Annotated in this window: 13 protein-coding genes and 1 riboswitch; of the genes, 6 read left to right on the top strand and 7 right to left on the bottom strand. The window is 50.5% G+C overall.

The annotated features are described in order from the left end of the window. The first annotated feature begins 16 nt into the window (after window positions 1-16). The 3 genes from aroA to nth all read left to right on the top strand — a co-directional run bounded on the left by aroA (window position 17) and on the right by nth (window position 2486). Window positions 17-1282, top strand: a complete 1266-nt coding sequence (gene aroA, locus AB9H23_RS04380; protein ID WP_321210840.1) for a 3-phosphoshikimate 1-carboxyvinyltransferase — start codon at window positions 17-19, stop codon at window positions 1280-1282. Between the two features lie 82 nt (window positions 1283-1364). Next, window positions 1365-1820, top strand: a complete 456-nt coding sequence (locus AB9H23_RS04375) for an ATP/GTP-binding protein (protein ID WP_013295975.1) — start codon at window positions 1365-1367, stop codon at window positions 1818-1820. Between the two features lie 42 nt (window positions 1821-1862). Beyond that, window positions 1863-2486 carry an endonuclease III gene (gene nth, locus AB9H23_RS04370; protein ID WP_321212154.1) on the top strand — a complete coding sequence of 208 codons (624 nt, stop codon included), beginning with the start codon at window positions 1863-1865 and terminating at the stop codon, window positions 2484-2486. A gap of 210 nt (window positions 2487-2696) precedes the next feature. Here the strand turns inward: nth and AB9H23_RS04365 are convergent, their stop codons facing one another. Next, window positions 2697-4874, bottom strand: coding sequence for a DHH family phosphoesterase (locus AB9H23_RS04365; RefSeq protein ID WP_321210839.1), 2178 nt, complete (start codon window positions 4872-4874; stop codon window positions 2697-2699). A 107-nt stretch (window positions 4875-4981) separates the two neighbouring features. On the opposite strand from AB9H23_RS04365, the gene AB9H23_RS04360 reads away from it, so the two are divergent. The 3 genes from AB9H23_RS04360 to AB9H23_RS04350 all read left to right on the top strand — a co-directional run bounded on the left by AB9H23_RS04360 (window position 4982) and on the right by AB9H23_RS04350 (window position 8376). Next, window positions 4982-5746, top strand: coding sequence for a prenyltransferase/squalene oxidase repeat-containing protein (locus AB9H23_RS04360; protein ID WP_370005816.1), 765 nt, complete (start codon window positions 4982-4984; stop codon window positions 5744-5746). An 87-nt stretch (window positions 5747-5833) separates the two neighbouring features. Continuing rightward, a complete protein-coding gene (locus AB9H23_RS04355) occupies window positions 5834-6991 on the top strand; it encodes an MFS transporter (protein ID WP_370005813.1) in 1158 nt (385 codons plus the stop codon). Window positions 6992-7075: 84 nt separating this feature from the next. Further along, window positions 7076-7138, top strand: a riboswitch (Fluoride riboswitch). 38 nt (window positions 7139-7176) lie between these two features. Beyond that, window positions 7177-8376: a cation:proton antiporter gene (locus tag AB9H23_RS04350; RefSeq protein WP_370005811.1), complete on the top strand. Its 1200-nt coding sequence runs from the start codon at window positions 7177-7179 to the stop codon at window positions 8374-8376. Window positions 8377-8420: 44 nt separating this feature from the next. Here AB9H23_RS04350 and AB9H23_RS04345 read toward each other — a convergent pair whose 3' ends face one another. From AB9H23_RS04345 to AB9H23_RS04320, 6 genes are all read right to left on the bottom strand, one after another. After that, a complete protein-coding gene (locus tag AB9H23_RS04345; protein ID WP_370005808.1) occupies window positions 8421-8891 on the bottom strand; it encodes a hypothetical protein in 471 nt (156 codons plus the stop codon). Window positions 8892-9057: 166 nt separating this feature from the next. After that, window positions 9058-9417: a VOC family protein gene (locus AB9H23_RS04340; RefSeq protein ID WP_321210834.1), complete on the bottom strand. Its 360-nt coding sequence runs from the start codon at window positions 9415-9417 to the stop codon at window positions 9058-9060. A gap of 137 nt (window positions 9418-9554) precedes the next feature. Beyond that, a complete protein-coding gene (locus tag AB9H23_RS04335; protein WP_370005804.1) occupies window positions 9555-9929 on the bottom strand; it encodes a desulfoferrodoxin in 375 nt (124 codons plus the stop codon). 12 nt (window positions 9930-9941) lie between these two features. Then, window positions 9942-10526, bottom strand: a complete 585-nt coding sequence (gene rbr, locus AB9H23_RS04330; RefSeq protein WP_370005801.1) for a rubrerythrin — start codon at window positions 10524-10526, stop codon at window positions 9942-9944. A 71-nt stretch (window positions 10527-10597) separates the two neighbouring features. Continuing rightward, window positions 10598-12541, bottom strand: a complete 1944-nt coding sequence (locus AB9H23_RS04325) for a copper-translocating P-type ATPase (protein ID WP_321210832.1) — start codon at window positions 12539-12541, stop codon at window positions 10598-10600. Next, window positions 12542-14575 carry a thioredoxin domain-containing protein gene (locus tag AB9H23_RS04320; RefSeq protein WP_370005798.1) on the bottom strand — a complete coding sequence of 678 codons (2034 nt, stop codon included), beginning with the start codon at window positions 14573-14575 and terminating at the stop codon, window positions 12542-12544. Window positions 14576-14693 lie beyond the last annotated feature (118 nt).

The following is a 14693-nucleotide window of genomic DNA, read 5'->3' as shown; positions in this document are numbered from 1 at the left end:
CCCTCGAGGTGTTTCAATGGAACTTAAAGTTGATGTGTCATCTGAACTTTCAGGAACGGTCAAGGCCCCGCCATCCAAGAGTTACACACACAGGGCAGTTATAGTGGCGGCTCTTGCAGATGGCATATCAGAGATCAGGGACCCCCTTGTGGCGGAGGACACCCTCTCCTCAGTGGAGGCCTGCCGGGCATTCGGGGTTGACATAGAGGGCAGTGAGAAATGGTCTGTCACCGGAAGCGGGGGCGAACTTGAAACACCCGACGATGTTGTATACCTTGGAAATTCAGGGACGACCCTGCGCATCATGACCTCGGTGGCTGGCCTTGCAGAGAACTACACTGTACTCACCGGTGATGAGTCCCTCAGGACAAGACCCATGCAGCCCCTCCTGGACGCCCTCAAACCACTGGGTGTTGAGGCAGTATCCTCAAGGATGAACGGCCTCCCACCTGTTATTATAAGGGGAGGGTTCAGGGGCGGCGAGACATCAATAGATGGTAGTCTGAGTTCACAGTTCATATCGTCGATCCTCATAGCAGCACCCCTCTCAGAGGGTGTTGACCTGAAGGTTGAGGGGGAGTTCATATCAAGGCCCTACGTTGACATGACCCTTGATGTGATGGAGAAATTCTCTGTCCCGGTTGAATACTCTGATGGGGTATTCTCTGTTGAACCATCCAGGTACAGGGGAAGGAAGTACACGGTTGAGGGGGACTACTCCTCTGCATCCTACCTTGCAGGGGCAGTTGCAGTTGCAGGCGGAGAGGTCAGAATTGAGAACCTCTTCAGGGATTCCAGGCAGGGGGACCGTATCATACTTGACATAATCAGGGAGATGGGGGCCGATGTTGTGGTGAGAGATGACCACGTGGTTGTATCATCCACCGGGAAACTTTCAGGTGTCCAGGTGGACCTCCATGACGCCCCGGACCTCCTCCCAACTGTAGCGGTCCTCGGGGCCCTTGCAGATGGACGAACCGAGATAAGGGGAGTTGAACATGCAAGGTACAAGGAAACAGACAGGATAAGGACATGCGCCACTGAACTTGGAAAACTGGGAGTGGAGGTTAAGGAGCTGAGGGACGGCATGGTCATTGAAGGTGGTGTGAGGGGTGGGGTGGTCTCATCCCACGGCGACCACAGACTTGCAATGGCATTCACCCTCATAGGCCTCAGGGAGGGTATAACAGTAATGGATGGTGAGGTCTTCAGTGTTTCGTTTCCTGATTTTCCAGAGAGGATGAGGTCAATTGGGTGTCGGATAAACCTCCCACAGCATTAAATATATAAAATATGGTACATAAAATAGGGACACAGCATTCAGACATTATACTTAACTATAAATTGAGTGTGAGTTGATTATAATGAAAAATAAGGAGACAAAGGTTGTAATCTTCGGGGATTATGATACCGGTAAAACAACCACCCTTGAGCAGCTCTGTGATAAGATAACAAAGGTTGAGTACAAGGGCACAACACTGGCACTGGATTATGGTAACTGCATCGTTAACGGTGAGAAGATACACCTCTTTGCAACACCTGGCCACGAGAGGTTCAAGTTCATGCTTGAGATCATCTCCAATGGCCTTGATGCCGCCATAATAGTGGTGGATAACTCAAGGGGGGTAACCCTGGCTGAGAAGGAGATAATGGCAGAACTTGAGGAGAAAAACATCCCATACGTTGTGTTCTCAAATAAACAGGACCTTGATGATTCTGAACTTGAGATTGACAGGGATGTGGATGTTCTGCCCACCATTGCAACCGAGGGTGAGGGGCTGATGGACGGTCTTCAGCTTCTGCTCCAGAAACTTAACTGATTCTTTTTTCCGGTGGTATCCATCAGGGATATTGACAGGATAATGGAGGGTCTTAGGAGCCTCTACTCCCTCAGGGTCTTTGAGGACAGGGACCCCTACCGTGTCCTCATAAGGACAATACTCTCCCAGAGGACCCGGGACGAGAACACCGATGAGGCAACCGCCAGGCTGTTCTCTGAGTACCCCACCATGGAGGACGTTGCATATGCACCGGTTGAGAAACTGGAGCAGCTTGTAAGGAAGGCTGGATTCTATCACGTCAAGGCACGGAGGATCAGGGAGGTTTCGCGGATTCTCCTTGAGGAATACGGGGGGAGGGTCCCTGATGACATTGCTGAACTCCTTAAACTTCCAGGTGTTGGGAGGAAAACAGCAAACTGTGTGCTTGTATATGCATTCAATAAGCCAGCGGTCCCTGTTGATACACATGTCCACAGGATATCAAACAGAATAGGCCTTGTGAACACCAGGACACCTGAGGAGACCGAGAGGGCCCTCATGGAGGTCATACCCAGGAAATACTGGATAGAACTCAATGACCTCATGGTCCAGTTCGGACAGGACATCTGCAGGCCAGTGGGTCCAAGGCATGAGGAATGTCCCATTGCAGATGAATGCGACTACTATAAGAGCCTGATGGACGAAAGGGAAAAACCTGATGTTTAGGAGTAATTACTTTTTTCAGGCATTCATGAGAAATCCCTGATTAATTAAAATAAGCTTTAGAATCAATCTAATTTTTTACTTTTTCAGCATATGAAGGATATCTGATCAATTAAAATAAGATTTAGAATCAATCTACTTTCAAAATTAAAATCTAGAGATCTAGTTTCCCAGAGCGTTACAGGGAAAAAATATCAAATTTTAATTGATTTTTTATTCCCTGAGGGACGCCACCTTCTCTGCAAAGGCCGATAAAACCTTCTTTGAGAGGCCCTCAATGTACTTGAGTGACCCTGCGCATTCATGTCCACCCCCATCGATCACCGCCTCAGGAATCTCCTCTGCCAGTTCCCAGACTATCTCGTTGAGGTTGAACCCGAATTTCTCATTCACAGCGTCAGTTGCCCTTATAACCCCGAAATCCGGTCCATAGGCAAGGGTGATTATTGGTGTCTCCTCGCCGTGCTTCTGGACCATGTAGTCATGGACGAAGCCGCAGGTCTTGCCGGGGGCAGGGAAGGTGAAGCGGTGTGAGTACTTCTCAACGTCAAGGACATTGAAGAGTATACCATTGGGGAGCCTCGTGGATTTGAGGTTGGGTATCGCGGCCCGGAGCTGGGTATCAACCTTTCTCTCGTATTCCCTGTAGAGGGCGTCCACCAGTTTTTTGTGCTTATCAAGATTTCCAAGGCCGAGGATGGTGTCTATTATGCCCCTTCCATTCATGAATCGGAGGTAAAAAGCCTCAAAGTCAACACAGGCTGCTATTTTTTCAAGCTCATCCCGTTCATAGCCCCGCTCACCTGCGAGTTCAATGTAACCTTCGGCTTCAGGGGAGTTTGCATGGTCCCCCACAGCAGCAATGCCAGGGAGGTGCAGGATCCTCTCGGTGATCTCAGGGTTTATCATCTTGGCTATCTCCACTGAAAGGGCACCAGCCGTTATCTGGGAGTCCCCACCCACCAGGTATGGGTTCACGTGCACGTCAACGTATTCATCAACCTCCACCCTTCCATCGGTGACCTCACCTGGGTAGTGGTGGTCCACGACCACTATTTCGATGTCATATATCTTTGCCTTCATGAGGGCGAGTATGTCCTCCTCTGTCGACCCGTTGTCAAGGAGCACAAGGAGGGGGAGTTTCTGCCCGTGCCTTTCCAGGTCCTCAAGTGCATAGGAGAGGTCCTTCACCACGTCCTCCAGTTCATAGAACGGGGCCTTACTTGGGGCCCTCTTGAAGTAGTGCCACTCTGCATCTGTGCTGGGGTTCAGTTCCCTCAGCAGGGGCACAACTGCCTTTTCTATGGCCACACCAGCACATATACCATCGGCGTCTGCATGGTGCCTTACCAGTATGGATCTTCCATCGTATATTGCCCTTCTTATGGCCTTGGCTGCTTCAATGAGTTTCGGCCTCAGTTTTTCAAGGGTTTCGCTTTCTATGAGCAGGTCCTTCCTCTCAGGTTCTGCCCTCCTGTCAATTGCCTCATCGATGAGCCTCCTTGCCTCAGCGGCATCCTTTCCTATGAGGCGTTCAACGGACTCTGATTCTATCTGGATCTTGCCGGTGTGCTGGTTAACCTCACCTATAACCTCAACTATGTGTCCTATCTGGATGTGGGGGTAGACCCTTATGCCCGGCTCATCAAAGGCCGCTGCCCAGGTTGTCCCTGTCTCATCTGAGATTGTGAATATTGTTGGTCCCGAGGTCTGCTGTATCTGTATGACCTCACCCACTATTCTCACTGTTTTACCAAGACTCTTGGTGTCTATATCAGCTATTCTTGTCCTTGGGAGGTCCTTTTTTAATTTAACGATCTCATATGGTCCCTTTATACTGGCAGGTATCATGTCAACCTCGCCCTTATAGGGCTTCACATGGGATACCCTGACGAATATTTCGTCACCGATCCTGTGGTCAGGGAACAGGCCCCTCATGAGCCCCCAGACATGGCTGTTGAGGCTCACGAATACGCCATATTTTTCTATCCTCGTTATCTTTCCCCTGTATACGCTCCCGACCTCAAGGTCGTCGATGGTGCACGCAGGGTGGAGGACGTAGACGTGTTCCTTCTTCTGGCAGTCAGGGCAGTACTCGTCCCTGCCACTTATCCTCTTTCCACATGAGGGGCATATGTTAACCTCACCCTTACCCCCACAGGCGGGGCAGGGTTCCCTCACCTCGACCTCACCCTTTCCCCTGCATACCTCGCAGGGCACGTCATGGGCCTCCTCAAGGTCGAATCTCTGCCTTGCAGTGTTTGACACACCCTTGAAGTGGTCCTTAATATCCTCTGTTGATTGGTAGCCTGTCCCATGGCATGCGCTGCATATTTTGTAACTTTTAACACGGTAACCCTTACCCTTACATTCACTACATGACTGGATCATGGTATTCCTCATAGAAACGATTTATTTAATGATAAATAACAGGAACTTATTATATAATGGCGGTGTTCATTATTTATATTTGATTGTTGTGGAGCTGGAGGAATAACATGCCAGGGACATCACCCATAGCTGAGGGGATAATTAACTTTTTTGACAGGAGGAGACACCCATCAGGGGGTTACACACTTTATGAGGGGCTTCCTGACTCTAAAAACACGTATTACGCCATAAAGTCCCTTGAGGTGATTGATTCTCTCCCTGTTGACATTGGGAGAACCCTTGACTGGCTTGAGGAGCTGCACTCAAGGGGTAGCTTTGCTGCACAGGGACTTTTCTACAGGTGCAGTTTGCTGGCTGATTATGGCAGGGAATTCAGGGTAAAGCAGAGGTTTCTAGATCTTCTCAGAAGGTCCTACAGGAAATCAAAGCTTGAAATAACGTATTACATGGATTCGGTCCTCAGACTCCATGGCGAATACCTTGAGGGGGTCCCCGAATGGGTTCTTTCGCTTCAGAACGATGACGGCGGCTTTGGAAGGTACGGCTCAGACATCATAAACACCCACTTCGCAGTTGAGATACTGGAGGCCCATGGTGTGAGTTTCAGCAGGAAGGATGTGCTTGAATTTACTGATTCCTGCTGGGGTGATGGTGGGTGGAACTTCACACCCCTATCCTATCCACCCTACCTTGAGACGGTTTACGCAGGCTTCAGGCTCAATGAGATCCTCAGGGGAAGGAAATATGACGTGGAGGACTTCATATTGAAACTGAGAAACCCTGATGGAGGGTTCAGGAGGTCACTTTATATGGGTATATCTGAACCTGAGTACACCTACAGGGCGGTTTACATGCTTTTCACTGGGCGTTGAGTGGTGATTATCATTTTCTGTTACAGGATTTACAAGCAGTTAAATTTGGAAGAGGAGGGAAATTCATTTTTCTGATGGGGCTTTATCATGAATAGGGCAACTAAATTCATAATTATACTTGGAATTGTGAGTCTCCTTGCTGACATGACCTATGAGGGTGCCAGGGGAATAACAGGGCCATTCATGGCCTTCCTCGGCGCCAGCGCATTCATGGTTGGATTTGCGGCAGGGTTCGGTGAACTCTCCGGGTACCTCATAAGGTTCCTTTCAGGGTATGTCTCAGATAGAACAGGGAGGTACTGGTTCATAACATTTGCAGGCTACATTATCAACCTGATCGCCGTGCCTCTACTTGCATTTGCAGGTAACTGGCAGGTGGCGGTTCTCCTGATAATAATTGAGAGGATGGGTAAGGGCCTCAGGACACCACCCAGGGATGCTATTTTATCATATGCCTCCTCCACTATGGGTCATGGAACTGGATTTGGGATACATGAGGCACTTGACCAGATCGGGGCTGTTGCAGGACCTTTCATAGTTTTCATGGTTCTGGCACTTGGCGGAGGCTTCAGGGAGGGGTTCCTGGTCCTTGCAGTTCCAGCGGTCATGGCGCTCTCAGTTCTAACTGCAGGTTACCTCCTCTTCCCGCGTCCAGGTGAACTTGAAACCTCAACCAGGATTGATTACACATCATTCAGGGGCTCCTACTGGATTTATATGCTCGCTGTATGTTTCATAGCCCTCGGTTACGCTGATTTTCCCCTTGTGGGTTACCACCTTGGAGTGAGCGGGGTTCTGGAACCCTCAATGATTCCTGTCCTCTATTCCCTTGCCATGCTTACAGATGCCGTATCAGCGCTCATCTTTGGAAGGTACTTTGACAGGTATGGTTTCAGGGTCATGGCCCTTGCAGTATTCATATCCATGCTCTATGCCCCCCTAGCCTTCCTTGGCGGCTCACTGGCAGCGGTTACTGGCGCGGCACTCTGGGGTGTGGGTATGGGTGCCCAGGAGTCTGTTATGAGGGCCGCAGTCTCAAGGTTTTCCCCACCGGAGAGGAGGGGCTCAGCCTACGGGACTTTCAACATGGTGTTCGGGATTGCCTGGTTCTCTGGAAGCCTCCTTATGGGTTACCTCTATGGTGTATGGATACCAGCGGTTGTCCTGTTTTCAGTTATAACCCAGTCAGCTGCCATAGCTGTAATTGCTGGTATTGAAAGGATGGAGGGGGAAGATGCTATATAAAAGCAGGTGGTATTGAAAAGATGGGGGGAAGGTTCATTAGATGAAAAGCAACCGCAAAACTTATATAAAATCAGTCTGAAAGTTCAGTGTATAGGTGATGGAGTCCACCTTTAAACGCTTTTTCTGGCTGATGACTCCTGCAGAAAAAATGTAGGAGGAGCTATCCTCCAGATGGAGGTATCAATTTGGAGTATGTTGCATTCAGCGTAGCTGTTATTATCTTACTTGGCCTTCTGTTCAGCAGGGCATTCAACCGTATCGGAATACCTGGAATCCTGGGGATGCTTGTACTTGGTATGCTGATAGGCCCCCATGGACTGAACCTGATATCAAAGAGTATAATGGACGTTTCACCGGACCTCAGGGTCATAGCACTCATAATAATCCTCCTGAGGGCTGGTTTCGGTATAAACCTCGAAAGCCTCAGAAAGGTGGGTATGACGGCAGTTAAGATGAGTTTCATACCCGACGTGGTTGAGGGGTTCGCTGTGATGTTCGCGGCCCACTACATACTGGGGCTTCCACTCATAGAGGCGGGTATCCTTGGTTTTGTTATAGCAGCGGTTTCACCTGCGGTTATAGTCCCACAGATGCTCTCCTTCATTGAGAGGAGGATGGGGACAGCCAAGGGTATACCCACCATTATACTCACAGGTGCATCTGTGGATGACGTTGTTTCAATAACCCTCTTCTCGGTGTTCCTGGGCATGTATCAGGGACAGCAGGTTAACTTCCTTGTCGAGGCCCTGGGGGTCCCGATGTCCATTCTGACAGGTATAGTTGCAGGTCTTGCCCTGGGCCTTGCCCTGGTGTATCTCTTCAGGAAATTTGAGATAAGAAACACTGAGAAGACGCTTATCATCCTGGGCGCTGCAATACTTCTTAAAAATGCAGGGGATATACTCAGTGCCCATGTCCCGATAGCCGCACTCGTTGGCGTGATGGTAACAGGGCTTGTTATACTTGAGAGGATGCCCGAGACAGGACTCAAGCTCTCTGAGAAATTCAACAAGGTGTGGATATTTGCAGAGATACTGCTCTTCGTGCTTGTGGGGGCAGCGGTTGACGTTAAACTCATATTCCAGGTGGGGCTCCTGGGACTTGCGGTGATAGTCCTGGGACTTGCAGCAAGGAGTATGGGTGTGCTACTGGCACTCAGGGGCTCCAACCTTAATTTGAGGGAAAAGGTATTCTGTATAGCAGCTTACATACCAAAAGCTACTGTGCAGGCAGCTGTGGGTGCCATACCCCTTGCTGCGGGGGTTGCAGCGGGTCAGACAATACTCGCAATGGCGGTGCTTGCCATACTCTTCACAGCACCCGTGGGATCGCTGGCTGTTAGGATCACAGGGGAAAGGTTCCTGGAGGTTGAAGGGGCCCCATAAGGGGACCTGAACCTTTCAGGTTTATAAAAAGTGTGTACTGTGGGTTAACTGAACCTCTCAGGATTTTTATTTACAATTTCCTGTCTTTTTCTTTCAAATTCCTTTGCACTCAGCATGTAACCATTTGCAAGTTCTATATTGGAGTTCCCGCTCTCGGTATCGTTCAGTGTGAACATCTGTATGGCATTCTTAAGCTGGGAGGTGGCGTTGAGTTTTGCCTCAAGCTCAGAGACCAGGAGTTCGATGTAGTTGACCACTATGGGGTCACCTGCGTCCTTCGCATGACCCAGGGCCTCGGATGCAAGGCTCCTTGCGGAACTGTACTCACTCTCTGCAAGTTCACACTTTGAAAGCGCCTCGTCCAGTTTGAAGCTGTTTGCTGCAAGTGCTGATTCATTGAAATAAGCGTCACCCTTCTTTATATGGTCATTTATCTGGGGGGTGAGCTGGTTGATGCTGCTGTTTCCTGAAGTTATGCATCCACTCACACTCACGGTAAGAAGAAGGAGTGCCATAAGATAGATCCGCTTCATGGAGAGGATTTTATAATTTGAAAAATAAAAGTTTTGGGTTTAGGGGTCAGTTTTTCTGGTGGTTATGGAGCCAGATGGTCTGTAACTATGGGTTTATGGTGTCAGGATTCTTCACTGGTATGGAGTCAGATAGTCTGTAAATTAATCTTCACTCACTGTCCATGTGCTGAATCAGGGCTATCCTCACCCCATTGGGGTCCTCTATGAATGCAAGTTTTCCCACCGTTATGGGTGTTGGTTCCATTACAACCTTTGCCCCACGGGATCTCAGCTCCCTTAGTGTGACTTCAAGGTCATCAACGTCCATTCCCACTGAGAATAGTCCGTGTTTATTGATGGGATTCCTTATGAGCTCCACCATGGTTTCTCCATCACCCCTGAGGAGGGTTATCTCGCCATGATCTCCGAGGTCATAGTGGCTATCCACCTCAAAACCCATTACATCCCTGTAAAATTGGACGGATTCATCCATATCTTCAACTATCATTGTTACATACTTAATTTTCATAAAATAAAGCCTCCTTCCATAAAAACTCTCCAGAGGATCCCGTAGATACTAATACATGCCCAGATACTTCCTATTTAAATTTAGAGCAGCAAAATTCATTCTATGGATTAAAAAAATTAAGGGTTGATTGGACCATCTCAGTACCAGAGTCCATGTATATTGCAGTAGGCCCTCACCATGAACTCTGAGTCAGGGTCAACAGGGAATTCAGCCTCTGGGCTGTCACCTGGACTGAGATCCCTCCTGTGGACCTCTTCCCCTGCTATGACCTCCACCCACTGTATGTGATGGTTCTCCTCCATTGGGTGGGGTACCTCGCCAATTTTAACCCTGATTCCATCGCCGCTCCTCTCAACAACGGGCACGTGCTTTTCAGGCCCAACATCTGTCCTTCTTGCAACGAGGAGCTCCATTGGCTGGTTGCAGCATACGAGCTGACCCGCACCGGGGTTGAGCACCTCAACGATGTTCCCGCAGACGTTGCACCGGAATATCTGGTTCCTTTCTGTCATGTGGCTTCCCTTCTAGTACTCCTCACATTTCACCTGGAAGTACCTGGCGGGGTGGTCACATGATGGACACTTCTCTGGGGGCTCTGTACCCTCATGGACGTAGCCACACTTCCTGCAGACCCAGACCACAGGTTCATCCTTGCTGTAAACCTTGCCTGTTTCAACAAGTTTAAGGAGCTTCCTGTAGCGTTCCTCGTGGTGCTTCTCTGCCTCTCCTATTGCCCTGAGCCTCTTGGCAATCTCAGGGTACCCCTCCTCCTCTGCAACATCGGCAAATTCAGGGTACATTTCGCTGTTCTCGTAGTGCTCACCTGCAATGGCAGCTATCAGGTTCTCATCGGTACTTCCAAGTATGAGGGGGGCCTCGGCATCCACAACAATGGACTCGGGCTCATCCCCTGCTTCCTCTCTGAGTTGATTTATGAGGCGGAAGAGCCACTTGGCGTGTTCCCTCTCATTGTCCGCGGTGGTCAGGAATATCTCGGATATCTGCTCGAATCCCTCCTTCTTTGCAATTTTCGCATAGAAGGTGTACCTGTTTCTAGCCTGGCTTTCACCAATGAAGGCCTTTGTAAGGTTCTCCAGGGTCCTTTTCATTTTTTTCACCCACCTAATATATGCCACCAACTCATATTAAATCCTTTCATTTTATGTTCCTGGCTGTGAACCTAACCGCTCTGACCCCTGAAGCTGAATGTCTTGGCATTGAGGGCCACTATGACGGTACTTACAGACATGAGAATGGCCCCCATGGCCGGAGTCAGGATAAGGCCCTGACCATACAGCACCCCGGCAGCAAGGGGGAGGGCTATGACGTTGTAACCTGTGGCCCAGATCAGGTTCTCCTTCATCTTGCTGTAGGTGGCCGATGCAAGGTCCATGAGGTCAACAACATCCAGGGGGTTGCTCCTCACAAGCACCACATCGGCACTCTCAATAGCCACGTCGGTCCCGGCACCTATGGCTATTCCTATATCTGCCTGTGCAAGGGCAGGGGCGTCGTTGACACCATCACCCACCACGGCAACCCTCAGCCCATCACCCTGCAGATCACTGATAACCTCATATTTCTCCTTGGGGATGAGTTCGGCCTGGTATTCTTCAATGCCAAGTTCAGAGGCAACCCACTCGGCGACCCTCTGGCTGTCACCGGTTAACATCATACACCTTATACCCCTTGATTTGAGAATCCTGATGGCCTCCCTTGCCTCTGGGCGTATGACGTCTGCAAGGGCAATGCAGCCCTTGAGTTCATCATTCACGGTTACAAAGACCGTGGTTTTTGGCTGCTCCATGAGTTCATCAACCCGGGGGTCCTTGACCATGAGTCCGAGTTCCTCTGTGTAACTGTGGCTGAGTACCTTCACCCTTGAGCCGTTCACATGCCCCATGACGCCCCTTCCACCTATCGCCGCAAAGTTCTCCACAGGGAGCACCTCATCCACGGCCTCAACTATACCCCTGGCTATGGGGTGACTGGAGGCTGACTCAACGGCTGCAGCATAGGATAGTATCTCCCCCTCATCCATTTCAGGGTCAAAGGATATGACATCGGTTATTCCGAGTTCACCCACAGTCAGTGTTCCTGTCTTGTCAAAGACAACAACATCAGGGTTCATGGCGTTCTCGAAGGCTTCCCTGTTCCTTATGAGTATCCCCCTTCCTGCTGAGATTGCGGTGGATACCGCTATCACAAGGGGTATTGCAAGTCCCAGGGCATGGGGGCAGGCGGTGACCATGACCGTCACTGACCTTTCAAGTGAGAAGAAGGCTCCCATACCAAGTGCGTACCACGCTGTGAATGTGAGGGCCCCCCCTGTAAGGGCAACAAGTGTTAACCAGAATGCCGCCCTGTCTGCCAGCACCTGCGTTCTTGTCCTTCCCTCCTGGGCCGTTCCCACAAGCTGGATTATCTGGGAGATGAATGATTCCTCACCAACACGCTCCACCTCCACGGTCAGGGAGCCTCCGGTATTGATGGAACCCCCAATAACCCGGTCACCGGGGGACTTTCTGACGGGAACTGATTCCCCTGTGAGCAGCGCCTCATTTACATGGGACTCCCCCTTTATCACGGTTCCATCCGTGGGTATCTTCTCCGCTGACCTCACAAGCACAATGTCACCTGGTTTGAGGTCGGCCACATCCACATCCTCAACCTTCCCGTCGACCAGGAGGTGGGCCTTCTTGGGGATAAGCCTTGCAAGCCTCTCAATGGCCCCTGAGGCGCTTCGGACGGATCTCATCTCGATCCAGTGCCCCAGTAGCATGACGTCAATGAGGGTTACAAGTTCAACGAAGAATGTCATACCATCAAGGCCCGCCAGTACCCCCAGGCTGTAGATGTACGCCACGGTTATGGCCACTGCGATGAGGGTCATCATACCGGGTGTTCTGGATGAGATCTCCCTCAGGGATCCCCTCAGGAAGGGGTAGCCCCCATAGAAGAATATGATGGATGATATGATGAGAACAGCCAGTTCACTACCCTCAAAGCTTACCAGAACGGTCCCTGTGGGAAGTTCACCAAGCAGGATAACAGGGATGGTGAGGATGAGGCATATAATGAACCGCCTCCTGTATTCCATTTCATGGTGTCTGTGCATTTCCATTTAGATCACCCCCAGTTGTTTCAGGACGTCTCTGGGGTCATTCAGCGGGGGATAGCATCTGCTGCCATCACAGAGGTAGTAGGCGCAGCCCTCAGACGGAGCCCCCTTATCCCTGAGGTGCGGAGGTGCAATGGGCCAGTCATGGGGCATAACGGTAATGGTGAAGTCGGGTATCAGTTTCTTCCTGAGCTCCAGGGGTATAATGGGGTTTCCGCTGCAGACGACGGTGAGTGACCTCCCGCCACTGGTGGCCCACTCTAAATTGGAGAGAAGGAATGTGTGGGCTGCCGGCGCAGATTCAACATCACCGGCAAAGGCCCTCATTACGTCCCTGGCAGATTCTGTTAGATCATCATCCTCGAGGATGCCCCCCAGCCTCAGGAGGTTAAGCATCTGCACAGAGTTTCCTGAGGGTATAGCACCATCAGTCGCATCCATGGGTTTTACTATTAGCTTGGGGTCATCGGTTGAATAGAATCCACCATCAGGGGCACCGAATCTATTCTCAAGGGATTCTGATAGTTCAAGGGCCATCTCAACGTAACCCTCCCTGAAGGTGGCATCATACATCTCAAGGAGTCCCCAGATGAGGAATGCGTAATCATCGAGCTTCCCGTCTATTCCAGCGTCCCCGTCACGGTAGCGGTGAAGAAGCTCACCATCCACGTGCAGGTTGTCCATGATGAATTTGAGGCACCTCTCTGCGGCGGCCAGGGCCTCTTCGCTGTCGAGGATCCTCCCACACGCTGCAAGGGCCCCAAGCATAAGGCCGTTCCAGTCCGTTAATATCTTATCGTCCAGTGCGGGGGCCGGTCGCTCCATCCTCCTCTCAAGGAGGTGCCTTCTTGCAGTCTCTATGATCTCATTGAGCTCACCAGGCGTGAGGTTGAACTCATCTGCAACCCTCTCTGGGGAGCCGATGTGGAGTATGTTCTCCCCCCTCACATCACCTGCAAAGTTTCCATCCTCAAGGACGTTGAAGTAGCGCATTACAACGTCTGCGTCATCCCCCAGGACCTCGCGTATCTCAGAGGCCCTCCAGAGGTAGTACTTACCCTCAACTCCCTCACTCTCGGCATCCTCAGCTGAATAGAAAGCCCCCTCAGGGGACTGGAGGTTTCCAAGAACGTATTCAACAATCTCAAGGGCGGTTTTTTTGTAGAGATCATCACCGGTAACCTGGAAGGCCTCCAGGTAGGCTTTCAGTATCAGTGCCTGATCATAGAGCATCTTCTCAAAGTGTGGCACAGTCCAGGTGGGCTCAACCGCGTATCTGTGGAATCCGTAGCCCAGCTGGTCATATATGCCCCCGTACCTCATCCTCCTTAGGGTAAGGTTAACCATCCTCAGGGCCTCATCATCCCCTCGCCTAAGGTGATACCTCAGGAGGAAGTAGATGTTGTGGGGTGTCGGGAACTTCTGGTAGGACCCGAAGCCGCCGTTCCGGGTATCGAAGTTCCTCCTTAGATACTCATATGCTGCATCCACGGTTTCAGGTTTGAGTTCGGATGATTCTTTTATGGATTTCTTAAGGACACTGACAACCTCCCTGGCAGTTTTTACTATTCCCTCAGGATCGTTTTTCCAGAGCAGAACCACCCTTTCGAGGATTGTCCTGAGGCCGGGTACACCGCCACGGTCGTCGGGTGGGAAGTAGGTTCCTGCAAAGAATGGTTCCCCCTCAGGGGTCATGATGATTGTGAGGGGCCAGCCACCTGTTCCGGTCATCATCTGGCAGACCTTCATGTATATGGCGTCGATGTCAGGGCGCTCCTCCCTGTCCACCTTCACGGCAACAAAGTTTTCATTGAGTATGTCTGCGATTGCAGGGTCCTCAAAGGATTCCCGTGCCATCACATGGCACCAGTGACATGTTGAGTAGCCTATGGATAGAAATATGGGTTTTTCTTCCTCCCTTGCCCGCTGAAATGCCTCATCCCCCCAAGGATACCAGTTAACAGGGTTGTGGGCATGCTGAAGCAGGTAGGGACTCTTTTCATTTATCAGAGAATTAGTGAATTCTTTACCTTTCATTTCCTCCCCTCAACATCAATTATGTTGATCCGGCTTTATTAATATTAAGAGGGGTGCCTGGGTGGAGGATTCGAATCATTTATTATTTCCCCAATCAAATATGGTACCTGTTGGGTGA

The organism is Methanothermobacter sp. KEPCO 2, from assembly GCF_041228365.1.
GTDB classification, from domain to species: domain Archaea; phylum Methanobacteriota; class Methanobacteria; order Methanobacteriales; family Methanothermobacteraceae; genus Methanothermobacter; species Methanothermobacter marburgensis.
The sequence above is the reverse complement of the archived record's forward strand: the minus strand, read 5'-3'. Positions and strand labels throughout refer to the sequence as shown.

Coding starts and splice junctions, on each gene's coding strand:
- aroA (WP_321210840.1), top strand. CDS start 17: ATGGAACTTAAAGTTGATGTGTCATCTGAACTTTCAGGAACGGTCAAG.
- AB9H23_RS04375 (WP_013295975.1), top strand. CDS start 1,365: ATGAAAAATAAGGAGACAAAGGTTGTAATCTTCGGGGATTATGATACC.
- nth (WP_321212154.1), top strand. CDS start 1,863: ATGGAGGGTCTTAGGAGCCTCTACTCCCTCAGGGTCTTTGAGGACAGG.
- AB9H23_RS04365 (WP_321210839.1), bottom strand. CDS start 4,874: ATGATCCAGTCATGTAGTGAATGTAAGGGTAAGGGTTACCGTGTTAAA.
- AB9H23_RS04360 (WP_370005816.1), top strand. CDS start 4,982: ATGCCAGGGACATCACCCATAGCTGAGGGGATAATTAACTTTTTTGAC.
- AB9H23_RS04355 (WP_370005813.1), top strand. CDS start 5,834: ATGAATAGGGCAACTAAATTCATAATTATACTTGGAATTGTGAGTCTC.
- AB9H23_RS04345 (WP_370005808.1), bottom strand. CDS start 8,891: ATGGCACTCCTTCTTCTTACCGTGAGTGTGAGTGGATGCATAACTTCA.
- AB9H23_RS04340 (WP_321210834.1), bottom strand. CDS start 9,417: ATGAAAATTAAGTATGTAACAATGATAGTTGAAGATATGGATGAATCC.
- AB9H23_RS04335 (WP_370005804.1), bottom strand. CDS start 9,929: ATGACAGAAAGGAACCAGATATTCCGGTGCAACGTCTGCGGGAACATC.
- rbr (WP_370005801.1), bottom strand. CDS start 10,526: ATGAAAAGGACCCTGGAGAACCTTACAAAGGCCTTCATTGGTGAAAGC.
- AB9H23_RS04325 (WP_321210832.1), bottom strand. CDS start 12,541: ATGGAAATGCACAGACACCATGAAATGGAATACAGGAGGCGGTTCATT.
- AB9H23_RS04320 (WP_370005798.1), bottom strand. CDS start 14,575: ATGAAAGGTAAAGAATTCACTAATTCTCTGATAAATGAAAAGAGTCCC.